The following is a 23,352-nucleotide window of genomic DNA, read 5'->3' as shown; positions in this document are numbered from 1 at the left end:
GGACGCCGTGGGCGGTGCTCGCCGCCCCGTGCCCGGCTCGGACGTCCCGTGACGCACGCTGCCCCGGCCCCCTGACGGGGACCGGGGCAGCGTCATGTCCGCGTCACCAGATGCGGACGCGGTCCTCCGGGGCGAGGTACAGCGCGTCGGAGTCGCTCACGTCGTAGGCCTCGTAGAACTCGTCCACGTTGCGCACCACGCCGTTGCAGCGGAACTCGTTCGGGGAGTGCGGGTCGGTCGCGAGACGGCGCACGACCTCCTCGTCACGTCCCTTCGCCTGCCACACCTGCGCCCAGCCGAGGAACACGCGCTCGATGCCCGTCAGGCCGTCGATCACCGGCGCCTCGGACAGGGGGCGGCCCAGCGCGATGCGGTACGCCTTGAGCGCGATCGACAGACCGCCCAGGTCGCCGATGTTCTCCCCGATCGTCAGGGCGCCGTTGACGTGCGGGCCGTCCGCCGGGAGCTGTGCGGGGCGGAACGCGTCGTACTGGGCGATGAGCGCCTTGGTGCGGACCTCGAACTCGGCCCGGTCCTGCGGCGTCCACCAGTCCTCGAGGCGACCGTCGCCGTCGTACTTGGACCCCTGGTCGTCGAACCCGTGGCCGATCTCGTGGCCGATCACGGCCCCGATCCCGCCGTAGTTGACCGCGTCCTCGGCGTCCGGGTCGAAGAACGGCGGCTGGAGGATCGCCGCGGGGAAGACGATCTCGTTCATGCCCGGGTTGTAGTAGGCGTTGACGGTCTGCGGCGTCATGAACCACTCGTCGCGGTCGAGCGGCTTGCCGATCTTGCCCAGCTCGCGGTCCTGGTCGAACGCGTTGGAGCGGCGCACGTTGCCCAGCAGGTCGTCGGCCTCGATCACGAGCGCCGAGTAGTCGCGCCACTTCACCGGGTACCCGATCTTGGGCGTGAACGCCTCGAGCTTGGCGAGCGCCTTGACCTTGGTCTCCTCCGTCATCCAGTCCAGCCCCTGGATGGACTCGCGGTACGCCGCGACGAGGTGCGCGACGAGCTCCTCCATGCGCGCCTTGTGGGTCGGCGGGAAGTGCCGCTCGACGTACACCGCGCCCACGGCCTCGCCCAGCGCGCCCTCGACGAGGGAGACGCCGCGCTTCCAGCGCTCGCGGACCTCCTGCGCACCGGAGAGCGTGCGGCCGTAGAAGTCGAAGTTGGCCTCGACCAGCTCGTCCGTGAGGTACGGGGCCCGCGCCGAGACCAGGTGGTACACCGCCCACAGCTTCCAGTCCTCGACCGGGAGCGACTGCCACAGCTCGGCGAACCCGGCCGCGAAGCCCGGCTCGCGGACCACGAGGTGGTCGAGCGACCCCTCGGGCGCACCCAGGGCCAGGACCCACGCGTGCCAGTCGAAGCCCGGTGCCGACTCGGCGAGCGCACCCAGCGTCATGGGGTTGTACGTGAGGTCGGCGTCGCGGTCGCGCACGACGTCCCAGTGGTGCGTCGCGAGCTGCGTCTCGAGGGCCATGACCCGCTCGGCGGCGTCCTCGGGCGACGCCCCCCAGGTGTCCGCGGTGACGCCCGCGAGCGTGAGCATGCGCGCGACGTGCGGGACGTACCTGGCGCGGATCTCGGCGTACTGCTCCTCGCGGTAGTACGCCTCGTCAGGCAGCCCCAGGCCGCCCTGGTACAGGTAGGCGACGTACTTCTCGGGGTCCTTCGCGTCGTTGTCGACCCAGAACCCGAACGCGCCGGCACCGCCCGTGCGCTGCAGCGCTCCGAGCGCGCCCGTCAGCTCGGCCTGGTTCGTCGCGGCAGCGAGCAGCGCGAGGTCCGGGGCGAGCGGGGTGACGCCGCGCGCCTCGATCGACTCGGTGTCCATGAAGCTCGCGAACAGCGCGCCGATCTGCGCCTGGACGCCCGTGGCGTTCCCGGCCTCGACCGCGGCCGCGGCGTCCTTGATGATCTCGCGCACGTGCTCCTCGGCCTGGTCGTGCAGCGCGCGGAACGCGCCGTCCATGGACCGGTCGGCGGGGATCTCGTGCGTCTCGAGCCAGCGCCCGTTGACGTGCCGGTACAGGTCGTCCTGCGGACGGACGGCCGGGTCGAGCGCTGACAGGTCGATGCCGGAGGTCACCGTTCCTGCGGCGCCCGCAGCGGTCAGGTCTCCGCCTGCGACGGATGATGTGGTCTGTGTCATGCGTCTCAGGTTATGCGAGCGTGCACGCATCCGGGAGCGGCGTCGGGGATGATGGGGGCATGCGCGTTCACATTGCAGCGGACCACGCGGGGTACGAGCTCAAGGCTCACCTCGTCACGCACCTCGAGAGCTCGGGCCACGACGTCGTGGACCACGGCGCCCACGAGTACGACGCCCTCGACGACTATCCGTCGTTCTGCATCGCGGCCGGCGAGGCCGTCGTCGCGGAGCCGGGGAGCCTGGGCGTCGTGATCGGCGGCTCGGGCAACGGCGAGCAGATCGCGGCCAACAAGGTCGACGGCGTGCGTGCAGCGCTGGCCTGGAACCTCGACACCGCGAGGCTGGCCCGGCAGCACAACGACGCCAACGTCATCTCGGTCGGCGGGCGTCAGCACACGGTCGAGGAGGCGACGTCGTTCGTCGACGCGTTCCTCGCGGAGCCCTTCAGCGGTGACGAGCGCCACCAGCGCCGCATCGACCAGCTCGCCGCCTACGAGGCGTCGCGCCACCAGGCGTGAGGTCCGTCCGCACCGTGCGCGGGCTGTTGGCGTCTTCCCGCGTGCGCGGGCCGGGCGGTGCGACCCATGCCTGAGGGCCACACCGTCCACCGCCTCGCCCGCACGTTCGCCGAGCTCTTCACGGGCCAGGTCCTGGCCGTGTCGAGCCCGCAGGGTCGGTTCACGGCCGGGGCGGCCCTGCTCGACGGCTCGCGCCTGGCCGCCTCGCGCGCCTGGGGCAAGCAGCTCTTCCTGGGCTTCGCGGACCCGTCCGTGGACCCTGCCACGCGGGCCGAGGGGCCGCGTCCCGACGACGACCTGCGCTGGCTGCGCGTCCACCTGGGCCTCTACGGGGCCTGGACGTTCGCGGGTGACGGGAGCTCCGCCGTCGTGCACGCGATCGGTGCGCCCCGCCGGCGCATCGGTGAGCGCGACTCGATCCCCGCCGGGCCGCTCGAGCCGCTCGCGACGTCGGACGAGGACTGGGCTCCTCCGCCGCCCCGCGGGGCGGTACGGGTGCGGCTGGTCGGTGAGCACGCCGTCGCGGACCTGACCGGTCCCACGGCGTGCGAGGTCGTGTCCGCCGACGAGGTGCGCGCGGTCGAGGCCCGGCTGGGGCCTGACCCGATCCGTGACGACCCCGCTCCGGCGGGCGGCCCCGACCGCTTCGTGACGGCCGTGCGACGCTCGCGCACGAGCGTCGGACAGCTCCTCATGAACCAGGACGTCATCGCGGGGGTGGGCAACATCTACCGCGCCGAGGCGCTGTTCCGTGCGGGCCTCGACCCGCTCGCGGCAGGGCGCGACGTGCCCGCCGAGACGCTGCGGGCGATCTGGGAGGACCTGGTCGTCCTCATGCGCGACGGCGCCGCGACGGGCGCGATCGTCACGACGCGCCCGCAGGACCGCCTGCCCGACGGCGCCGCGCACCCGGGCGCAGCGCCTCGCCCCGGCGAGCGCCGGACCGTCCGGCAGAACACCGACGGCTCCGCCGGGGCCGTGCCGCCCGACCAGGCGTTCTACGTGTACCACCGCGACGGTCTGCCGTGCCGCGTGTGCGCGACGCCCGTGCTCATGAAGGACCTCGCCGGGCGCAAGCTCTACTGGTGCCCGACGTGCCAGCGGTGAGCCGCGCCCTCACCGGCCGCTGAGCGCGCCCTCACCGGTCGCCGGGTGCCTGGTTCGGTCGCGGCACGCCCGGGGCGTCCGCGCCGGACCGCGCACCCGGCGCGGCGCCGTCAGAACACCCAGCTCGACACCGGCGCCACGGGCCACCCGAACGCGGCGCTCGCCGGCGCGAGGGCTCCCGGACGCTGCTCGGTCACCAGCCCCGCGGTGGCCAGCGAGGCGAGCGAGACCCCGCCCAGGTACGCCGCGCCCAGCTCGCGCACGCCGAGCGACACGTCGGCGGGGTCGTCGGTGCGGTCGCACGTCGCCTCCTCGAAGGCCTGGGCCCGTAGGCGCCAGTGCCCGGCGTTGTCCGGGACGCGCTCGTCCGTGACGTGCAGGACGACGTCGACGTCGCCCGCGTACCGCCTCCCGGCGAGGGCCGCGGGCACGTCGAGCACGCGGACCCACAGGTTGTCGGCCACCCGCGCCGCCGCCGCCCGGGGGTTCACCAGGAGATGGGTGACGGCGTCGTCGACGGGGATCATGAACGGCTCGACCTCGCTCGTCAGGTCGAGATCGGTCAGGACGCCCCACAGGGCGCGCGCGGCCGCGGCGTCGAGCGCGACGACCTCTCCCGTGCTGACCGTGCCACGCGGTCCCGTGGTCTCCCACGAGAGCTTGCGTCGGAACGTCGCGTAGCCGCGCGGCTCACCGTCACGCTCGACGACGACGATGCGCTGCGACTCGCGGCCGCGGCGGAACGCCACCGGGTCGGACCACCAGGCCTCCTGGAGCTCGGGGGACTCGCGCGTGACCCAGCCGGGCCGGTTGACGCCCGTGCCGTGACCGCCCGGGTCGGCACCCGCCGCACGGTGCAGGGTGTCGACCAGCTCACCGTGCCGGGCCCGGTCCGCCTTCTCGATGCGCACGGTGTGCTCGTCGGCACCCGCGACGTCCCGCAGGGCCGCGCCCCGCGGGATGGTCAGGCGCAGGTCCTGCGCGGCCTGACCGTAGCCGAACCGCCCGTAGATCGGCGCCTCGGCCGCGAACAGCGCCGAGACGGGCTCGCCCGCGGCCAGCGCCTGGTCGAAGTGCACGTCGATCATGGCGCTGAGGATCCCGCGTCGACGGTGCTGCGGGTGCACGCCCACCCAGGTCAGACCGCTCACCGGCAGCGTCCCACCCGGCACGGGGAACTCGGCGAAGGGGTACGAGGCGTGCATGGCCGCGAGCTCCCTCACGGTGGGGACCGCGCCGTCGAGCGGGACGGCGTCGGGGTCCTCACGGTCGACGACCACCCCGAACGTGCGCGACCACGTGAGCGGAAGCGGGTGCTGGACCTGCTCGTCGAGGTCGATCTCCGAGGGGAAGGCCCAGGTGTCGACGTCGAGGACGGCACGCTTGTCCGCCTCGGTCAGGGGTGCGAGGCGGTAGCCGGTGGGCAGGGGGCGGGGCGAGCGTTCGGTCATGGACTCATCCTCCCGGGGTGGAGGGGGAGGGGCCAGGGGAATTCGTCGCGGCGCGGGAGGGGCGCGGGTACGCTCGCCCGGTGGACCAGGAGACGGACCCGGACGTCGCGCGCCGGGAGTACGCGGACGCCGTGCTGACCCTCGTCGAGTCGATCCCGCCCGGGCGGGCCATGACCTACGGGCTCGTGGCGGAGATCGTCGCGGAGTCGCTGGGCCGCGGCGGCCCGCGTCAGGTGGGCCAGGTACTCGCGACCTCCGACGGTGACGGCCCGGGCGGCCCCGGGCTGCCGTGGTGGCGGGTCGTCAACGCCGCGGGCTCGCCCCCGGCCCACCACCTGGGGACCGCGCTGACGAACCTGCGGGCCGAGGGGTGCCCCCTGCGGCCGGGCGGCGAGCGGGTCGACCTGCGTCGAGCGGTCTGGTTCCCGGAGCCGCCGCGCTGAGTGCGGAGGCGGTGCCGTCGTGCTGCGACATCCGCTCCGCACCCGGCGACGCGGTCAGGCGAGCAGCCCTGCGACGGTGCGCACCGCCGTCGGGTCTCCCTGGACCAGGAGCGTGGTGACCGCGGTCCTGCGCCACGGCTCGAGGTCACGGGCGATCTTCTCGGCGGGGCCGACGAGCGCGACGTCCTCGACCAGCGCGGTCGGGACGGCCGCGACGGCCTGGGCCTTGCGGCCCGCGAGGTAGTGCGCCTGGATCTCGTCGCACGCGTCCGAGTAGCCGAGCCGGTCGAGCGCGTCCCGGTGGAAGTTCGCGCCCTTGGCGCCCATGCCGCCCACGTAGAGCGCGATGAAGGGCCGCACCTTGTCGGCGGCCTGCTCGACGTCGTCGGCCACCACGACCGGGACGGTCGCCGAGACCTCGAAGTCGGCTGCGGGGGAGCGCTCGGCCGAGCGCTTGGCGAAGCCCTCGTCGAGCAGCCCGCGGAACATCGGGTCCATGCGGGGGCTGTAGAACAGGGGGAGCCAGCCGTCCGCGACCTCCGCCGCGAGCGAGATGTTCTTGGGGCCCTCGGCCGCGAGGTGGACCGGGATCTCGGGGCGCAGGGGGTGCACGGTCGAGCGCAGCGCCTTGCCGAGCCCGGTCGTCCCCTCGCCCGTGAGGGGGAGCTGGTAGAACCGGCCGTCGTACGTCACGGGGCCCTGGCGGGCGATCACCTCGCGCACGATCTCGACGTACTCGCGCGTGCGGGCCAGGGGGCGGGGGTAGGGCTGGCCGTACCAGCCCTCGACGACCTGCGGGCCGGAGACGCCCAGCCCGAGGATCGCCCGCCCGCCCGAGAGGTGGTCGAGCGTCAGGGCGGCCATGGCGGTCGCGGTGGGGGTGCGTGCGGACATCTGCGCGACCGCGGTGCCGAGCCGGATGCGTGAGGTGTGCGAGCCCCACCAGGCGAGCGGGGTGAAGGCGTCCGAGCCGTAGGCCTCGGCGGTCCAGACCGAGTCGACGCCCAGGCGGTCCGCGGCGACGATCGCCTCCTGGATGCCGGGCGGGGGTCCGGCGGACCAGTAGCCGGTGTGGATGCCGATGCGCATGGCGTTCTCCTCGTGTGTTCCTCGGCGCTGAGGTGCGGACGGGTCCGCGGCCCGACGTGGGTCGAGCGAGGTTCTTAGGACCGGGAGTCCTGGGAACCGCGGCTCAATCTACCGTGCCCGACGGCGCCGCTCGCCACGGCGGACGGCTCGCGACGCGTCGGGCGCCGGCACAGGGCGCACCGGAGGAGGTCCTGGGTGCAGAGCGGCCGTCGCCGGTCAGGGCGATCCACGACGGCTGCCCCGCACCAGAGGGAGGAGGGCAGGGCTCAGATCACGTACTCGATGAGCAGGGACGGGTCCTCGGCGGGCTCGGCAGGTGCCGGGACGGGCTGCGGGACACGGTTGCGGGCCGGGACCCCCACGGCCACCGACCCTGCGGGCACGTCCTTGACCACCACGGCGTTGGCGCCGACCTGGACGTCGTCCCCGACCCAGACCGGACCGAGGATCTTGGCCCCGGCGCCCACGACCACGCGGTCGCCCAGGGTCGGGTGCCGCTTGCCGCGCTTCATCGAGCGACCACCGAGCGTCGAGCCGTGGAAGAGCAGCACGTCGTCGCCCACGACGGCCGTCTCCCCGATGACCACGCCCATGCCGTGGTCGATGAACAGGCGCCGCCCGATCTTCGCCCCCGGGTGGATCTCCACACCCGTCGCGGCCCGGGCGACCTGGGCGATGATCCGGGCGGGCAGCCGCAGGGCCGGCTCGCGCCACATGCGGTGCGTGAGCCGGTACGTCCACACGGCGTGCAGCCCCGGGTAGATGAGCGCGACCTCGAGGCCGTTCCGCGCCGCGGGATCGCGGTGGCGGGCGGCCTCGAGGTCCTCCCTGAGAACCCTCAGGAAGCGTCGCAGGGGACTGGGAGGTCTCATCAGTCCAGCAGGTCGGCGTACAGCACGGAGGTCAGGTAGCGCTCACCGAACGACGGGATGATCACGACGATCAGCTTGCCCGCGTTCTCGGGACGCTCCGCGAGCCGCAGCGCGGCCGCGATCGCGGCGCCGGACGAGATGCCCACGAGGAGGCCCTCCTCCTTGGCGGCGCGACGCGCGTACTCGACCGCGGTCTCGGCGTTGATGTCGATGACCTCGTCGTACACGGTGGTGTCGAGGATCTCGGGGACGAAGTTCGCCCCGATGCCCTGGATCTTGTGCGGGCCGGGGGCGCCGCCGTTGAGGATCGCGGACTCCTCGGGCTCGACCGCGACGATCTGGACGCTCGGCTTGCGCTCCTTGAGGACCTGACCGACCCCGGTGATGGTGCCGCCGGTGCCGATGCCGGCCACCACGATGTCGACCTCGCCGTCGGTGTCGGCCCAGATCTCCTCGGCCGTCGTGGCGCGGTGGATCGCCGGGTTGGCCTCGTTGGCGAACTGGCGCGCCAGGATGGCGCCCTCGCGCTCGGCCACGATCTCGTCGGCCTTGTTGACCGCACCCTTCATGCCCTCGGAGCCCGGCGTGAGGATGAGCTCGGCGCCGAACGCGCGCAGCAGGGCGCGGCGCTCCTTGGACATGGTCTCGGGCATCGTGAGCACGACGTCGTAGCCGCGGGCCGCGCCGACCATGGCCAGGGCGATGCCCGTGTTGCCCGAGGTCGCCTCGACGACGGTGCCGCCCGGCTTGAGCTCACCGGAGGCCTCCGCCGCGTCGATGATCGCGACGCCGATGCGGTCCTTGACCGAGTTCGCGGGGTTGTAGAACTCGAGCTTGCCCACGACCGTGGCGCCGAGGCCCTCGGTGAGCTTGTTCAGGCGGACGAGGGGCGTGTTGCCGACGAGCTTCGTGACGTCGTCGTAGATGCGTGCCATGACTTCCTCTTCATCGTTGGTGGCCTGCGGTGGAGAACCGGGACCGAGGGGGATCAGCGGGAGCTGTGCGGGGGTGGCACGGGGCTGCACCGGGCAGGCGACGCGCCACGGGCCTGTCGTCGGGTGGAGCGCCGCCTGCGGGGAAGGGGCGCTCTAGCGACAGGTGCGACACGGACAACAGGACAGGAAGGATGCGGGGGTGCTCACCGCGGGGGAGGGGACGTGACGCGTGGTCATGGTCGCCCTCCTCGTCCTGTGTCGTCCTTGCCCGCAGTCGCGGTCCGCAGCCGTTCCGGCGCGGCGCCCTGCGGAGTCATGGTGCCTGGCCCGAGGCTATCGGCCCGTGCAGCGCGCTGCAATGCCGTCTCATCCTGGTCGTCGGGGCCGTGCCGCCCCTGCCCGAGGTGCGGCCGCGCCCGGCGGGGAGGCGAGGGGGCGGGGGTGAGACGGGGGCGAGGGGCGGACCCTGGAAAGGGGGCATGTCGACCCAACGTCACGAGGCCGACATCTCTTCCCGCGCGAGGGGCCCGGCTGTCCTCCCGCCGGAGCCCGGCTGCGGCCGCGCGGACAGGTCGTCCGGCAGGTTCGTCGAGCGAAGACGACGACGGCGGCCCCGGAGAACCAGGGCCGCCGTCGTGCTGCGGAGCGGATGACGGGAATCGAACCCGCGTGATCAGTTTGGAAGACTGAGGCTCTACCATTGAGCTACATCCGCGCAGAGGAACCTCACCGTGGTGGCGAGGGCTGCGGCGCTACCTTAGCAAAGGTCGGGCCGGTCGCGGGACTCGGCACCTGGCAGGCGCTCCAGCAGGTCGACGACGCCGCCCGACGGCCGGGCGGTGCGCCGGGCGGTGCACCCGGCGCGGCGCGGAACCCCGTACACTGAGCCGTTGCCGGTGGTCCACGGCGGGTCCTTCCCCGTGCTTCCACCGCTCGTCGCCCCCGGGCGGCGTCTCCTTCGGGGTGTGGCGCAGGTTGGTAGCGCGTCCGCTTTGGGAGCGGAAGGTCGCAGGTTCAAATCCTGTCACCCCGACGAGCACGAAGGCCCTCGACCTCGCACCTGCGCGGCGTCGGGGGCCTTCGTCGTCCGCCCCTCCTCCTCGCCTCGGGAGGCGTCCGCGGACCCGCGGCCACGAGGCGTGGCGTACCATGGACGGGTTGTCCGTGCGCCCTTTCCGGCGGAGGCCCTCCGAGGGTCCCGCCGCACCGCTCGAGGCGACGCGATCGACCAGACGTCAGCGTCTGCCACCGATCGATCAACGTTCGAACAGGTCCCGCTGCAACCGGCGGGACATGCACGCACCCCGTTGCCGCACGTCGGCTCCCCGATCAGTTGGAGATCATCGAAGTGAAGAGCGCCGTCGAGACCCTGGACCCCACCAAGGTCAAGTTGACCGTCGAGGTGGAGTACGACGAGCTCAAGCCGAGCATCGACCACGCCTACAAGCACATCGCGGAGCAGGTGAACGTCCCCGGTTTCCGCAAGGGCAAGATCCCCGCGCGCATCATCGACCAGCGCGTCGGTCGTGCTGCCGTGCTCGAGCACGCCATCAACGACGGCCTCTCCGGCTTCTACCGCCAGGCCGTCAACGAGACGGGCATCCGCCCGCTCGGCCAGCCCGACGTCGAGGTGACCGAGGTCCCGCTCGACGCCGAGGGCTCGCTGCACTTCACGGCCACGGTCGAGGTCCGCCCGGAGATCGAGATCCCCGCGCTCGACTCCGTGCAGCTCACGGTCGAGGCCGCAGAGGTCTCCGCCGACGACATCGCCGAGCGCCTCGACGCGCTGCGCGAGCGCTTCGGCACGCTGGTCGGCGTCGACCGTCCCGCAGCCGAGGGCGACTTCGTCGTCATCGACCTCAAGGCCGTGATCGGCGACGAGGAGATCGACTCGGTCTCCGGCATCAGCTACCAGATCGGCTCGGGCAACATGCTCGAGGGCCTCGACGAGGCGCTCACGGGCCTGTCGGCCGGCGAGACCACGACCTTCAAGGCGCCGCTCGCGGGTGGCGACCACGAGGGCAAGGAGTCCGAGGTCACCGTCACGGCCACCTCGGTCAAGCAGCGCGACCTCCCCGAGGCCGACGACGAGTTCGCCGAGCTGGCGTCCGAGTTCGACACCATCGAGGAGCTCAAGGCGGACCTGCGCGAGCAGGTCGCGAGCATCAAGACCTCGAACCAGGCCGTCGAGGCGCGTGACGCCCTGGTCAAGTACCTCGTCGAGAACACCGAGATCCCCGTTCCCCAGGGCGCTGTCGAGGCCGAGGTGCACCGCCACCTCGAGTCCGAGGGTCGTCTCGAGGACGACGCGCACCGTGCCGAGGTCGAGGTCGACGCGACCAACGCGCTCAAGAACCAGATCCTCCTCGACACGCTCGCGGAGCAGCTGAACATCAAGGTCGCCCAGAACGAGCTCCTGGACTACCTCGTCAACGCGTCGCGCCAGTACGGCATGGACCCGAACCAGTTCATCCAGTCGCTCGACCAGGGCGGTCAGATCCCCGCCATGGTCGGCGAGGTCGCCCGCTCCAAGTCGCTCGCCGTGGCCCTGCGCCAGGTCGAGGTCAAGGACACCGAGGGCAACGTCGTGGACCTGAGCGAGTTCATCGGGTCGGACGAGGAGGACGCTGCCGCTGACGCCGCGGCCGCCGCTGCCGGTGAGGACGTCACCGACATCACGGACGAAGAGGGCATCGAGGTCGTCTCCGAGGACGAGGCAGCAGCCGACAAGGCCTGACCTTCCCGGTCCCCGGCTCGGTCCCGGCACCACCCACCGAGCCCGACGACGGCCCTCACCTCCGCGCGGAGGCGGGGGCCGTCGTCGCATCCGGTCCGCGGGCGACCAGCCGCACGGTGCGGCGGCAAAGGGGCGGTGAGCGGCGCCGTCGGGCGGCAGGGGAGGCCTTCCTGCGCCGACAGCGAAAACCCCGGATATCGGGACGGTTTCCGCTCCCCGCCCGCGTTAGGGTCACAACAACGGTGAGACCGTCCACGACGGACGAACCGACCAGCCGCGACGTTCGAGCGTCGCGAGCGACGAGGGAACGACGAAGGAGATGGACGTGAGCGATCAGTTTCCGGTGGCACGAGCCGAGGGGCCGGGACTCGGCCTGAACGACTCCATCTACAACCGGCTGCTCAAGGAGCGCATCATCTGGTTGGGCTCGGAGGTGCGCGACGAGAACGCGAACGCCATCTGCGCCCAGATGATGCTGCTCGCTGCCGAGGACCCCGACAAGGACATCTGGCTCTACATCAACTCGCCCGGCGGGTCGATCACGGCCGGCATGGCGATCTACGACACCATGCAGTACATCCAGCCCGACGTCGCGACCATCGCGATGGGCATGGCGGCCTCGATGGGCCAGTTCCTGCTCTCCTCGGGCACCAAGGGCAAGCGCTACGCGACGCCCCACGCCCGCGTCATGATGCACCAGCCCTCGGGCGGCATCGGCGGCACGGCGACCGACGTGCGCATCAACGCGCAGCTCATCATGCACATGAAGAAGGTGCTCTCCGAGCTCACGGCCGAGCAGACCGGCCAGCCGCTCGAGAAGATCCTCAAGGACAACGACCGTGACAGCTGGTTCACGGCGCCCGAAGCCCTCGAGTACGGCTTCATCGACCACGTCGTGACGAACGCTTCGTCGGTGACGGGTGGCGGCGGCACGGCGAGCAGCTGAGCTCACCGACGACCCGGCCCCCCATCCACGATCCCACCCGAGGAGATACCTTGAGCTACGCAAGCCAGGAATCGCAGTACATCTCGACCGCTCAGCGCCTCGCGGGCGCGGGCGCCGGCGGCGGCATCGCCCTCCCGCACGGCGCGCCGTCCTCGCGCTACGTGCTCCCGCAGTTCGAGGAGCGCACGGCCTACGGCTTCAAGCGCCAGGACCCGTACACCAAGCTGTTCGAGGACCGCATCATCTTCCTGGGCGTCCAGGTCGACGACGCGTCCGCCGACGACGTCATGGCGCAGCTCCTCGTCCTGGAGAGCCAGGACCCGGACCGCGACATCATCCTCTACATCAACTCGCCCGGCGGCTCGTTCACGGCCATGACGGCGCTGTACGACACCATGCAGTACATCAAGCCGCAGATCCAGACCGTGTGCCTGGGCCAGGCGGCGTCCGCCGCGGCCGTGCTGCTCGCAGCCGGCCAGCCCGGCAAGCGCCTCGCGCTGCCCAACGCCCGCGTGCTGATCCACCAGCCCGCGATGGAGGGCGGCGGCTACGCCCAGGCCTCGGACATCGAGATCCACGCGAACGAGCTCATCCGCATGCGCGAGTGGCTCGAGGACACCCTGGCCATGCACTCGGGTCGCGACGTCGAGCAGGTCCGCTCGGACATCGAGCGCGACAAGATCCTCACCGCCAAGCAGGCCATGGAGTACGGCCTGGTCGACCAGGTCCTGGAGAGCCGCAAGCCGGTCATCCAGAACAAGCCCTGATCTCGACATTTCCTCCCGACCCACCGGGGTGCCCGGCTGACAACGGGCCCCCGGTGGTGTGCAATGGTGGGTAGGTCGGCGCGTGTCGTCCAGATCGCAGGGGCCTCAGTCCCGGCGCAGCAGCAAGACCGAGGCTAGGAGGCTGGTAGTGGCTCGGATCGGAGATGGTGCAGACCTGCTGAAGTGTTCCTTCTGCGGCAAGTCCCAGAAGCAGGTCAAGAAGCTCATCGCGGGCCCCGGCGTGTACATCTGCGACGAGTGCATCGAGCTCTGCAACGAGATCATCGAGGAAGAGCTGTCGGAGGCGGCGGAGCTCGGGCTCGTGGAGCTCCCCAAGCCCCGCGAGATCTTCGACTTCCTCGAGCAGTACATCATCGGCCAGGACGCCGCCAAGCGAGCGCTGGCCGTTGCCGTGTACAACCACTACAAGCGGATCCAGGCGGGCGAGCACACGCGCGCCACGGACGAGTCCCAGGTGGAGATCGCCAAGTCGAACATCCTGCTGATCGGCCCCACGGGCACCGGCAAGACGTACCTGGCGCAGACGCTCGCGAAGATGCTCAACGTGCCGTTCGCGATCGCGGACGCGACGGCGCTCACGGAGGCCGGGTACGTCGGTGAGGACGTGGAGAACATCCTCCTCAAGCTCATCCAGGCCGCTGACTACGACGTCAAGAAGGCCGAGACGGGCATCATCTACATCGACGAGGTCGACAAGGTCGCCCGCAAGTCGGAGAACCCCTCGATCACGCGAGACGTGTCGGGCGAGGGCGTGCAGCAGGCCCTGCTGAAGATCATCGAGGGCACCACGGCCTCGGTGCCGCCGCAGGGCGGGCGCAAGCACCCGCACCAGGAGTTCATCCAGATCGACACGACCAACGTGCTGTTCATCGTGGCAGGCGCGTTCGCGGGGCTCGACGAGATCGTCGCGACCCGCTCGCGCAAGCGCGGGGTCGGGTTCGGTGCCCCCATGGACACGCACGAGGAAGCGGACCTCTTCGCCGAGGTGCGACCCGAGGACCTGCAGAAGTACGGGCTCATCCCCGAGTTCATCGGGCGTCTTCCCATCATCACGTCGGTCGCCAAGCTCGACCAGGAGGCGCTCGTCCGCATCCTGACCGAGCCGCGCAACGCGCTGGTCAAGCAGTACCAGCGCATGTTCCAGATCGACGGCGTCGAGCTCGAGTTCGAGGACGACGCGATCAGCGCCATCGCGGACCAGGCCCTCCTGCGGGGGACCGGTGCCCGCGGGCTCCGGGCCATCATGGAGGAGGTCCTCCAGCAGGCAATGTTCGACGTCCCCAGCCGGGACGACGTCGAACGCGTGGTCATCACCCGCGAGGCCGTGCTCGACAACGTGAACCCCACGCTCGTCCCGCGGGCCGCGATCAAGCGAGCACCGCGCGAGAAGAGCGCGTAGGACGCACCGACGAGGAAGGGCCCCGGAACATCGGTTCCGGGGCCCTTCGTCGTGCCGGGGCCCTTTGTCGTGCCGGGGCCGTCCTCGGGCGGGGCGGGGGCGGGCCGTGACGGTGGCCGGCCCGGCCCGCCCCCGGCCCGAGGACGGCGTCAGGCGTCCGCGTTCGCGGGGGCGCCGTACAGGTCGTCGATGGTCGAGGCGAAGTCCCGGAGCACGAGGGGGCGCTTGACCTTGAGCGAGGGCGTCAGGTAGCCGTTCTGCTCGGTGAAGTCCGTCGTGAGCACCTGGATCTTGCGGATGGACTCCGCGCGGGACACCGCCTCGTTCGCGCGCGTCACGGCCCGGTCGAGGGCCGCGAGCACGGTCGGGTCCGTGGCCGCGGTCGTGACGTCCATGGGCGGCAGGCCGTGCGTCGTGAGCCAGCCGGGGAGCATCTCGGGGTCGATCGTGACGAGCGCGCCGATGAACGGCCGCTGGTCGCCCACCACGACGACCTGGCTCACGAGCGGGTGGGCGCGCAGACGGTCCTCGAGCTGGGCGGGGGCGACGTTCTTGCCGCCGGCCGTCACGATGATCTCCTTCTTGCGGCCCGTGATCCGCAGGTAGCCGTCCTCGTCGAGCGAGGCCAGGTCGCCCGTGCGGAACCAGCCGTCCTGGAACACCTCGGCCGTCAGCTCGGGCTGGTTGTGGTAGCCGCGGAAGACGTGGTCGCCCTTGACGAACAGCTCGCCCTCGGCGTCGACCTTGAGCGCCGTGCCGGGGAACGCGGGGCCGACGGTGCCGATCTTGAGGCGGCTGGGCGGGTTCACGGCGCAGGGGGCCGTGGTCTCGGTGAGTCCGTAGCCCTCGAGGATCGTGAGGCCGATGCCGCGGAAGAAGTGCCCCAGCCGTTCGCCGAGCGGCGCGCCACCTGAGATCGAGTGCGTGAGGTCGCCACCGAGAGCCGTGCGCATCGAGCCGAACACGAGCCGGTCAGCGAGCGCGTGCTGGGTCTTGAGGACGATCGACGGCCCCGCGGCGGAGTCGAGCGCGCGCGAGTACGTGATGGCGACCTTGGCCGACCAGTGGAAGATCCGACGCTTGGCGCCGGCTCCGGCCTTCTGCTCGGCGGCGTTGTAGACCTTCTCGAACACGCGGGGCACGGCCAGGAGGAAGGTCGGCCGGAACGAGCCCAGGTCCGGCACGAGCTTCTTGATGTCGGAGCTGTGCGCCAGGACAGCCGTGGGCGACGCGATGCACACGACCTGGACGAACCGCGCGAAGACGTGCGCGAGGGGCAGGAAGAGGAGCGTGCGGGCGTCGGGCGTCGCGACGATCTCTGCCAGCCCGGCGACGCCGTTGCGGGTCAGGTGCACGAAGTTCAGGTGCGTGAGCTCCACGCCCTTGGGGCGGCCCGTCGCCCCCGAGGTGTAGATGATGGTCGCCAGGTCGTCACGGCCGGTCGCGGCGCGGCGGGAGTCGATCTCCTCCCGGGGGACGTCGTCACCGCCGGCACGCAGGTCGTCGACCGCGCCGTCGTCGATCACGAGGACCTCGCGCAGGAGCGGGAGCCGCGCACGGAGGCTCTCGACGATCTGGGCGTGCGCGGACGTCTCGACGAGCACGACGCTGACGCCGGAGTCGGACAGGATCCACTCGACCTGCTCGGCGGACGAGGTCTCGTAGACCGGGATGGGCACGCCGCCGGCGGCCCAGACGGCGAAGTCGAGCAGCGTCCACTCGTAGCGGGTGCGCGACATGATGGCGACCCGGTCACCGGCCTGCACGCCGCGCGCGGCGAGGCCGCGGGCCACGGTGACCACGTCGTCGTCGAAGGCGCGCGCGGTCACGGGCTCCCAGGGGCCGCCCGGCGTGAGGCGTCGCTCGATCACCGCGTCGTCCCCGGACCGCTCGACGCGGTCGGTGAGAAGCGTGCTGATGCTGCTGGTGGCCGGTACCTCGACGAGGCTCGGCGACGCGAATTCGGTCATGTCAACTCTCCGCTGAGTGGTGGGGCAACGTCCGATTTTACTGCGTACCGGGCGTCCCACGTTCCGCGGGTCAGGACCCGGGTGCGCGCCCCGGTGCTTAGGATCGTCGGATGAGCGACCCCCACGCCCCCGCCGCGGCCCCCCGCCCCGTCCCCGCAGAGATCCTCAGCCTACGAGAGAGCATCGACAACATCGACGCGGCCCTCGTGCACCTGCTCGCGGAACGCTTCAAGTTCACGCGCCGCGTGGGAGAGCTCAAGGCCCAGGGTGGTCTCCCGCCCGCAGACCCGGCCCGGGACCAGCAGCAGATCGCGAGGCTCACGGGCATCGCACAGGCGTCCGGGCTGGACCCCGCGTTCGCCGAGCAGTTCCGCGAGTTCATCGTGAGCGAGGTCATCCGGCACCACCAGCAGATCGCGCGGGAGCACCAGGACGAGGTCCCCGTGCTCGACACCTATTCCTGATCTCCTCCACGGGTGGCGGGCGCCGGGCCCGTGCAGCAGGCTGGTGAGGACATCGGGGCGGTCGGCCTCCGACCGTCCCTCCGACGATGGATGTCTAGAGGTGCCTGCATGAAGATCGACTGGCTCAAGCCCCTGCTCGGCCACCCCGGCCCGTTCGCGACCGTCTACTTCGACGCGACACGAGGCGACGAGGCCACCGCACGCGAGGTCGAGAACCGGTGGAAGGGAGTGCGCCGGACGCTCGCAGCAGCGGGAGCTCCGGCGAGCATCATCGACGAGCTCGAGGAGTCCGTCCTGCTCCCCACGAGGGTGCCCGGCCCGCACGGCCGCGTCCTCATCGCCGACGAGGAGGGGATCCTCGTCGACCGGGTCCTGAAGGACCCGCCCGCCGTCACCAAGGGGCTCTGGGGTCCCGTCCCGGCCCTGCTGCAAGCCGCTCGGGCCGCCGACGAGTCCGTGGACTACGTCCGCGTCGTCGTCGACCGCCAGGGCGCCGACCTGACGTGGTCCGTCGCAGGAGGGCACGTGCCCTACGGCGACGCCGAGTCCGTCGAGGGCGGTCACGACGTGATCAACAAGGTCCGCACGGGCGGCCTGTCGCACAAGCGGATCGAGGCACGCGCCGAGGACTCCTGGGAGCGCAACGCCGAGGCCGTCGCCGCGGAGCTCGACCGGCAGGTGCTCGAGCACCGGCCCGAGGTGATCCTCATGACGGGCGACGTCCGCGCGGTGCCCCTCGTGCGCGCCGCGCTCAACAAGGCGACCGACGAGCTCGTGGTCGAGGTGGCAGGCGGAGGCCGCGCCCCGGGCATCAACGAGGCGGCGTTCGAGGCGAAGATCACCGAGGCGCTCGAGAGCTTCCGGGAGCGTCGTCGGGAGTCGGTGCTGGCCGAGTTCCGGCAGGAGCAGGGCCGGGAGGCGGCCGCGGTGACGTCGCTCGAGGACGTGGTCGCGGTGCTCTCGCGCGGGCAGGTCAAGGAGCTGATCCTCGCGGACGAGTACGGCGAGGACGCGGAGCTCGACGGTCGGACGCTGTGGATCGGGCCCAGCCCCCTGCACATCGGGTCCGCGCGCTCCGACATCACGGACCTGGGGGTGAGCGAGGGGATCGAGGAGCTGCCCGCGACGGTGGCCCTGGTCCGGGCCGCGATCGGTCAGGACGCCGGCCTCACGTTCTCGCCCGACGGCAGCGTCGAGCTCATCGAAGGGGTCGGCGCGACCCTGCGGTGGAACGACGACGGGACGCCCAACGAGGTCGCCGCGACCATGTCGGGCGACGACGCGAGGCTGCGCGGCGAGATGGTGTGACCGCCCGTCGCTCGCGCCCGTGACGGGACAGGGCCCCGACCGCGCGTGCGGTCGGGGCCCTGTGCCGTGCAGCAGGTGCGGGCGTCAGCCGCGGTTGCGGGCCTCGGGCTCGCCGAGCTCGGAGTGCACGACGACGATCCCGCCCTGGACGGCGGGGTCGCCCTGGCCCACGGTCGCCTCGACGACGTCGAAGGTCCCGGTCACGCGGCCGGCACCCTTGATGTCGGACTCGGCGGCCCGGACCGACGCGACGAGCTCCGCGGGGACGGCCAGCGTCACGGCGAGGATCGGGGTGCGCATCGACACCTTGGCCTCCGACTTGACCTTGCGCAGTGCGGCCAGCGCGTGGCCCGCGCCCACGAGGACGACGGGGACGCCGCCGCTCGTGGCCGGCAGCAGCTCGGCGGTCGTGGGCCACGGCGCACGGTGCACCGAACCCTTGCGCCACCACGACCACACCTCTTCCGTCGCGAACGGGATGAAGGGCGCGAAGAGGCGCAGCAACGTGTCGAGAGCCAGGGCGAGCGCGACGCGAGCCGACTGCGTCTCGGGAGTGACGTCGTCGGGCCCGGCCCCTGCGCCGTACGCGCGGTCCTTGACGAGCTCCAGGTAGTCGTCGCAGAAGGTCCAGAAGAACGTCTCCGTGACCTCGAGGGCGCGCGTGTGGTCGTACTCCTCGAGCGCCTCGGTTGCACGGGCGACCACCTCGAGAAGGCTCGCGAGCATCGAGCGGTCGATCGCCTCGGTCACGAGCGACGGGTCGAGCGTGATCTCGCTGCCGCCGAACGACAGCGCGAACTTGGACGCGTTGAGGACCTTGATCGCGAGGCGGCGGCCGATCTTCATCTGGCCGACCTCGAAGGCCGCGTCCGTGCCGAGGCGCGCCGAGGCCGCCCAGTAGCGGACCGCGTCCGAGCCGTGCTCCTCGAGCAGGCCCATGGGCGTGACCACGTTGCCCTTGGACTTGGACATCTTCTTGCGGTCCGGGTCCAGGATCCAGCCCGAGATCGCGGCGTTGGACCAGGGCAGCGAGCCGTGCTCGAGGTGCGAGCGGACGACCGTCGAGAAGAGCCACGTGCGGATGATGTCCTGGCCCTGGGGGCGCAGGTCCATGGGGAAGACGCGCTCGAACAGGTCAGGGTCGGACTCCCAGCCGCCCGCGATCTGCGGGGTCAGCGACGACGTGGCCCAGGTGTCCATGACGTCGGGCTCGCCCACGAACCCACCGGGCACGCCGCGCTGGTCGGCCGTGTAGCCGGCCGGGACGTCGGAGGACGGGTCGATCGGCAGGAGCGACTCGTCCGGGACGATCGGGTGCTCGTAGTCGACCTCGCCCGACTCCAGGACGGGGTACCACAGCGGGATGGCGACGCCGAAGAAGCGCTGGCGCGAGACGAGCCAGTCACCGTTGAGGCCACCGACCCAGTTCTCGTAGCGCACCTGCATGAACTCGGGGTGGAAGCCCAGCTCCTTGCCGCGCGCGAGCAGCTCCTCGCGCAGCGCCACGTCGCGGCCACCGTTGCGGATGTACCACTGGCGCGACGTCACGATCTCGAGGGGCTTGTCGCCCTTCTCGAAGAAGTTCGCCTTGCGCTGGGTCGCGACGGGCTCGCCGTCCAGGTCGCCCGACTCGCGCAGCGCGTCGACGACGGCCGCGCGCGCCGAGAACGTCGTCTTGCCCGCGATCTCCTCGAACAGCGCGACCGCACGCTCGGACGTCAGCCAGGACGGGGTCTCGCGCGTGATGCGCCCGTCGCGGTTGATGATCGAGCGCGTCGGGAGCTGCAGCTCGCGCCACCACTGGACGTCGGTCAGGTCGCCGAACGTGCAGCACATCGCGATGCCCGCGCCCTTGTCCATCTGCGCGGCGGGGTGCGCCAGCACGGGCACCTCGACGTCGAACAGGGGAGACGTGACCGTGGTGCCGAACAGGCCCTGGTAGCGCTCGTCGTCGGGGTGCGCGATGAGCGCGACGCAGGCCGCGAGCAGCTCGGGGCGCGTGGTCTCGATGAAGACCTTCTCGCCGCCCGGGGCGTGGAACGCGACCTTGTGGAAGTGCCCGGGGTAGTCGCGGGCCTCGAGCTCGGCCTGCGCGACGGCGGTCTGGAACGTGACGTCCCACAGGCCCGGGGCCTCGGACTGGTACGCCTCGCCGCGCGAGAGGTTCCGCAGGAACGCCTTCTGCGCGACGATCCGGGCCGGCACGCCGATGGTCTGGTAGTGGTGCGACCAGTCGACCGACAGGCCCAGGCGGCGCCACAGCTCCTCGAACTGGACCTCGTCCTCGGCCGTCAGGCGCTCGCACAGCTCGACGAAGTTGCGGCGCGAGACGGGCTGCTGGTCGGCGGCCTTGACGCTCTTGCCCTCGGCTCCCTGGAGCGGGGGCTCGTAGCCCTCGATGTACGGCAGCGACGGGTCGCAGCGCACGCCGTAGTAGTTCTGCACGCGACGCTCGGTCGGCAGCCCGTTGTCGTCCCAGCCCATGGGGTAGAAGACCTCGCGGCCGCGCATGCGCTGGAAGCGCGCGACGACGTCGGTGTGCGTGTAGGAGAAGACGTGCCCCACGTGCAGCGAGCCGGAGACGGTGGGCGGCGGGGTGTCGATCGAGTAGACCTGCTCGCGCGTCTTCGTCCGGTCGAACGAGTAGGTGCCCTGCTCGGTCCAGGCGGCGTCGAACTTGGTCTCGAGGCCGTCGAGGCTCACCTTGTCCGGTACCTCTCCGACCACGGCGCGGACTACCTCGGTGCCCTCGGCGGGGGCGGGTGCGGCGGGGGTCTGGGAGGCGGGTGCGGGCGTGGTGCCCTCGGCGGGTGAACTCATGGACGACATTCTCCCAGAATCTCGGAGGGACCTGCGAAACGCACCGCTCCCCGGACCGGGGTGGGTGGGACTCCGGCGGCGAGCGGCCCGCGGGAGGCCGGTCGGCGAACCTCCGGGGGCCTCGGTGAGTGCCGGGCCGGTGAGCCGCACGCCTGTTGCCGCCCCGGGGTTTTACCGAACGAACAAAGGCCAAAGGTCCCTGGTCGGTGTTGGTCATCGGCTCGTAACCTTCGAGCAAAGGCGGGGGCGTACGTGGACGCGCCCCATCAACTCGACGCCTTCGTTCGAGGTCCGACCCAGGAGTAGCTATGACATTGATCGACAGCGTGGCCGTGCACGGTACCGGGAGCATCCCTGCCGGCATGGTCCTTCCCCCCGCTGTCCAGGCCGCCCTGGATGCGTGCGCCACCGTGATCGTCCCCGCCTCCCGTGAGGAGCTGTACCAGCTCGCGCTCGGCCCCGAGGGAGGCCCGCGCTTCACGGTCGAGTACGACGTGTTCGGCACGCCGGTCCCCGAGGCCGAGGTGGTCCGCTGCAAGAACGGGATCGCCGTGAACTACCCCGAGGACTACATGCGCCGTCGGGACCCCGACTGCATGCGCATCGCCGACGACCTGCCCACCGACAAGCCGCGCTACCGCGACGTGTTCGGGACCGGGTTCGACCAGGTCAAGGCCGAGACGCTCGACTGGCTCGCGGGCCAGGACCTCGTCGTCGTGCCCTTCAAGGCCGGCGGCCTCACGCACGGCTACCCCTCGCTCGCGATCTGCCCCGTCAACTCCGCGTTCTTCGCGCTGACGCTCGTGGACCTGCAGGGCTGGGTCACGTTCGACGAGATCGGGCCCTTCGAGCCGCGCTCGATCCTCTACGTCGCGCCGCCCTTCCGCCACACGCACTTCGACGGCCGCCAGGTCGTCGTGCACGACCGCTCCGAGACGCTGCACGAGGTCTTCGCCTACAACCTCTACCCGGGCCCCAGCGCCAAGAAGGGCGTCTTCTCCGTCCTGCTCGACGTCGGCGAGCAGGAGGGGTGGGTGACCGCGCACGCGTCGTCGGTGCGGGTCACGACCCCCTACGAGAACGAGACCGTCATCATGCACGAGGGCGCGTCGGGCGGCGGGAAGTCCGAGATGTGCCAGGAGATCCGCCGCCAGGAGGACGGGCGCATCCTGCTGGGCACCAACGTCGTGACCGACGAGCCCTACGTCATCAACCTCGGCGAGTCCAGCGCGCTGGACCCCGTGACCGACGACATGACGCTGTGCCACGTCGACCTGCAGACCGGCGAGGGGCGCCTCGTGGTCGCCGACGCCGAGGACGGCTGGTTCGTGCGCGTCGACAACCTCACGGGCTACGGCCAGGACGCCCACCTCGAGCGGGCCTGCATCCACCCCGACCAGCCGCTCGTCTTCTTCAACATCGACGGCGTCCCGGACGCGACCGTCCTGCCGTGGGAGCACACGCTCGACTCGACGGGCAAGCGCTGCCCCAACCCCCGCGTGGTCGTGCCCCGTCGTCTCCTGACCGACGTCACGGGGGCCGAGGAGGTCGACGTGCGCACCTTCGGCGCCCGGATGCCGGCCTGCACCCGCGACAACCCGACCTACGGGATCATGGGCATGATGCACATCGTGCCGCCGTCGCTCGCGTGGATCTGGCGGCTCATCGCCCCGCGCGGAGACAAGAACCCCTCGATCGGCGAGTCCAAGTCGGCGACCGACAAGCTGGCCCACGGCGGCATGGTCGCAGAGGGCGTCGGGTCGTACTGGCCGTTCTCCACGGGCACCAAGGTCGCGGCCGCGAACCTGCTCCTGCGCCAGCTCGTGGACATGGACCGCACGCGCTACGTGCTCACGCCCAACCAGCACATCGGCGCGTACAAGGTCGACTTCGCGGCCGAGTGGCTCACCCGCGAGTACCTGGCACGCCGTGGTGGCGGCAAGTTCCGCACCGAGGAGCTGACCCCCTCGCGGTGCCCGCTGTTCGGGTACACGCTCCAGGAGATGAAGATCGACGGGCAGCTCGTGCGCCCGACGTTCCTCAAGCCCGAGATGCAGTCGCAGGTGGGCGTCGAGGCCTACGACGCCGGCGCGAGGATCATCACGGACTTCTTCAAGAGCGAGCTCCAGGAGTTCCTCACCGACGACCTGGACCCGCTGGGTCGCCAGATCATCGAGGTCTGCCTGCGCGACGGCTCGGTCGAGGAGTACACGGCGCTCACCCCGCTGTTCACCTGACGAGGCCCGCTGAGAGGAGGACGGCCGCCCGGTCCGCACGACCGGGCGGCCGTCCTGCGGCAAGTATCAGATACCGGCGCTCGGCAGCGGGGTGCCCGTACTAAGGTCGG

The 23,352-nt window shown here is 71.5% G+C and carries 17 protein-coding genes and 2 tRNA genes; 11 read left to right on the top strand and 8 right to left on the bottom strand.

From position 1 onward, the window contains the following. Positions 1-103: 103 nt before the first annotated feature. Entirely contained in the window at positions 104-2,158 is a 2,055-nt protein-coding gene (locus tag NHG27_RS00625) for a M13 family metallopeptidase (protein WP_497014406.1), read from the bottom strand. Between the two features lie 59 nt (positions 2,159-2,217). Here NHG27_RS00625 and NHG27_RS00620 point away from each other — a divergent pair, with 59 nt between their 5' ends. Together NHG27_RS00620 and NHG27_RS00615 are read left to right on the top strand one after the other, a co-directional pair. Then, the gene (locus NHG27_RS00620) at positions 2,218-2,676 is read left to right on the top strand and encodes a ribose-5-phosphate isomerase (RefSeq protein ID WP_193720690.1); all 459 of its coding nucleotides are present in this window, start codon (positions 2,218-2,220) and stop codon (positions 2,674-2,676) included. Between the two features lie 66 nt (positions 2,677-2,742). Continuing rightward, positions 2,743-3,783: an Fpg/Nei family DNA glycosylase gene (locus NHG27_RS00615; RefSeq protein ID WP_497014405.1), complete on the top strand. Its 1,041-nt coding sequence runs from the start codon at positions 2,743-2,745 to the stop codon at positions 3,781-3,783. Between the two features lie 110 nt (positions 3,784-3,893). Here NHG27_RS00615 and NHG27_RS00610 read toward each other — a convergent pair whose 3' ends face one another. Next, positions 3,894-5,234: a GNAT family N-acetyltransferase gene (locus NHG27_RS00610; protein ID WP_497014404.1), complete on the bottom strand. Its 1,341-nt coding sequence runs from the start codon at positions 5,232-5,234 to the stop codon at positions 3,894-3,896. Positions 5,235-5,314: 80 nt separating this feature from the next. Here NHG27_RS00610 and NHG27_RS00605 point away from each other — a divergent pair, with 80 nt between their 5' ends. After that, complete coding sequence (locus NHG27_RS00605) at positions 5,315-5,677, top strand: MGMT family protein (protein WP_193720693.1); 363 nt, start codon at positions 5,315-5,317, stop codon at positions 5,675-5,677. A 54-nt stretch (positions 5,678-5,731) separates the two neighbouring features. Here NHG27_RS00605 and NHG27_RS00600 read toward each other — a convergent pair whose 3' ends face one another. From NHG27_RS00600 to NHG27_RS00585, 4 genes are all read right to left on the bottom strand, one after another. Then, the gene (locus NHG27_RS00600) at positions 5,732-6,766 is read right to left on the bottom strand and encodes an LLM class F420-dependent oxidoreductase (protein WP_497014403.1); all 1,035 of its coding nucleotides are present in this window, start codon (positions 6,764-6,766) and stop codon (positions 5,732-5,734) included. A 266-nt stretch (positions 6,767-7,032) separates the two neighbouring features. Continuing rightward, on the bottom strand, positions 7,033-7,638 hold the full coding sequence (epsC, locus tag NHG27_RS00595) for a serine O-acetyltransferase EpsC (RefSeq protein WP_193720695.1): 606 nt from the start codon (positions 7,636-7,638) through the stop codon (positions 7,033-7,035). Then, positions 7,638-8,573: a cysteine synthase A gene (gene cysK, locus NHG27_RS00590; RefSeq protein ID WP_497014402.1), complete on the bottom strand. Its 936-nt coding sequence runs from the start codon at positions 8,571-8,573 to the stop codon at positions 7,638-7,640. Before cysK ends, epsC begins: the two co-directional genes overlap by 1 nt. 644 nt (positions 8,574-9,217) lie before the next feature. Further along, positions 9,218-9,288, bottom strand: a tRNA-Gly gene (locus tag NHG27_RS00585). Positions 9,289-9,532: 244 nt separating this feature from the next. Between NHG27_RS00585 and NHG27_RS00580 the strand changes: the two genes are divergently transcribed. From NHG27_RS00580 to clpX, 5 genes are all read left to right on the top strand, one after another. After that, positions 9,533-9,606, top strand: a tRNA-Pro gene (locus NHG27_RS00580). Between the two features lie 315 nt (positions 9,607-9,921). Beyond that, positions 9,922-11,310 carry a trigger factor gene (gene tig, locus NHG27_RS00575; RefSeq protein ID WP_193720697.1) on the top strand — a complete coding sequence of 463 codons (1,389 nt, stop codon included), beginning with the start codon at positions 9,922-9,924 and terminating at the stop codon, positions 11,308-11,310. Positions 11,311-11,635: 325 nt separating this feature from the next. Continuing rightward, entirely contained in the window at positions 11,636-12,256 is a 621-nt protein-coding gene (locus tag NHG27_RS00570) for an ATP-dependent Clp protease proteolytic subunit (protein WP_377535597.1), read from the top strand. A gap of 50 nt (positions 12,257-12,306) precedes the next feature. Next, positions 12,307-13,023: an ATP-dependent Clp protease proteolytic subunit gene (locus NHG27_RS00565; RefSeq protein ID WP_227748684.1), complete on the top strand. Its 717-nt coding sequence runs from the start codon at positions 12,307-12,309 to the stop codon at positions 13,021-13,023. A gap of 148 nt (positions 13,024-13,171) precedes the next feature. Further along, complete coding sequence (gene clpX / locus NHG27_RS00560) at positions 13,172-14,443, top strand: ATP-dependent Clp protease ATP-binding subunit ClpX (protein WP_193720698.1); 1,272 nt, start codon at positions 13,172-13,174, stop codon at positions 14,441-14,443. Positions 14,444-14,592: 149 nt separating this feature from the next. On the opposite strand, the gene NHG27_RS00555 is transcribed toward clpX, so the two are convergent. Continuing rightward, positions 14,593-16,413, bottom strand: a complete 1,821-nt coding sequence (locus NHG27_RS00555; RefSeq protein WP_193720986.1) for an AMP-dependent synthetase/ligase — start codon at positions 16,411-16,413, stop codon at positions 14,593-14,595. A 110-nt stretch (positions 16,414-16,523) separates the two neighbouring features. Here NHG27_RS00555 and NHG27_RS00550 point away from each other — a divergent pair, with 110 nt between their 5' ends. Beyond that, entirely contained in the window at positions 16,524-16,877 is a 354-nt protein-coding gene (locus NHG27_RS00550; RefSeq protein ID WP_193720985.1) for a chorismate mutase, read from the top strand. 108 nt (positions 16,878-16,985) lie between these two features. Next, positions 16,986-18,185 carry a baeRF2 domain-containing protein gene (locus NHG27_RS00545; RefSeq protein ID WP_497014401.1) on the top strand — a complete coding sequence of 400 codons (1,200 nt, stop codon included), beginning with the start codon at positions 16,986-16,988 and terminating at the stop codon, positions 18,183-18,185. Between the two features lie 84 nt (positions 18,186-18,269). Here NHG27_RS00545 and valS read toward each other — a convergent pair whose 3' ends face one another. Further along, entirely contained in the window at positions 18,270-21,005 is a 2,736-nt protein-coding gene (gene valS / locus NHG27_RS00540) for a valine--tRNA ligase (RefSeq protein WP_497014400.1), read from the bottom strand. 308 nt (positions 21,006-21,313) lie between these two features. Here valS and NHG27_RS00535 point away from each other — a divergent pair, with 308 nt between their 5' ends. Then, positions 21,314-23,242: a DUF4914 family protein gene (locus NHG27_RS00535; protein ID WP_193720982.1), complete on the top strand. Its 1,929-nt coding sequence runs from the start codon at positions 21,314-21,316 to the stop codon at positions 23,240-23,242. Positions 23,243-23,352 lie beyond the last annotated feature (110 nt).

Source organism: Oerskovia sp. 140933 (assembly GCF_059651515.1).
Note: the sequence above shows the minus strand (reverse complement) of the source record. Positions and strands in the feature narration are given on the sequence as shown.

Excerpts from the sequence above, each read along its gene's own strand:
- NHG27_RS00625 (WP_497014406.1), bottom strand. The coding sequence starts at position 2,158 with ATGACACAGACCACATCATCCGTCGCAGGCGGAGACCTGACCGCTGCG.
- NHG27_RS00620 (WP_193720690.1), top strand. The coding sequence starts at position 2,218 with ATGCGCGTTCACATTGCAGCGGACCACGCGGGGTACGAGCTCAAGGCT.
- NHG27_RS00615 (WP_497014405.1), top strand. The coding sequence starts at position 2,743 with ATGCCTGAGGGCCACACCGTCCACCGCCTCGCCCGCACGTTCGCCGAG.
- NHG27_RS00610 (WP_497014404.1), bottom strand. The coding sequence starts at position 5,234 with ATGACCGAACGCTCGCCCCGCCCCCTGCCCACCGGCTACCGCCTCGCA.
- NHG27_RS00600 (WP_497014403.1), bottom strand. The coding sequence starts at position 6,766 with ATGCGCATCGGCATCCACACCGGCTACTGGTCCGCCGGACCCCCGCCC.
- epsC (WP_193720695.1), bottom strand. The coding sequence starts at position 7,638 with ATGAGACCTCCCAGTCCCCTGCGACGCTTCCTGAGGGTTCTCAGGGAG.
- cysK (WP_497014402.1), bottom strand. The coding sequence starts at position 8,573 with ATGGCACGCATCTACGACGACGTCACGAAGCTCGTCGGCAACACGCCC.
- NHG27_RS00555 (WP_193720986.1), bottom strand. The coding sequence starts at position 16,413 with ATGACCGAATTCGCGTCGCCGAGCCTCGTCGAGGTACCGGCCACCAGC.
- NHG27_RS00550 (WP_193720985.1), top strand. The coding sequence starts at position 16,524 with ATGAGCGACCCCCACGCCCCCGCCGCGGCCCCCCGCCCCGTCCCCGCA.
- NHG27_RS00545 (WP_497014401.1), top strand. The coding sequence starts at position 16,986 with ATGAAGATCGACTGGCTCAAGCCCCTGCTCGGCCACCCCGGCCCGTTC.
- valS (WP_497014400.1), bottom strand. The coding sequence starts at position 21,005 with ATGAGTTCACCCGCCGAGGGCACCACGCCCGCACCCGCCTCCCAGACC.
- NHG27_RS00535 (WP_193720982.1), top strand. The coding sequence starts at position 21,314 with ATGACATTGATCGACAGCGTGGCCGTGCACGGTACCGGGAGCATCCCT.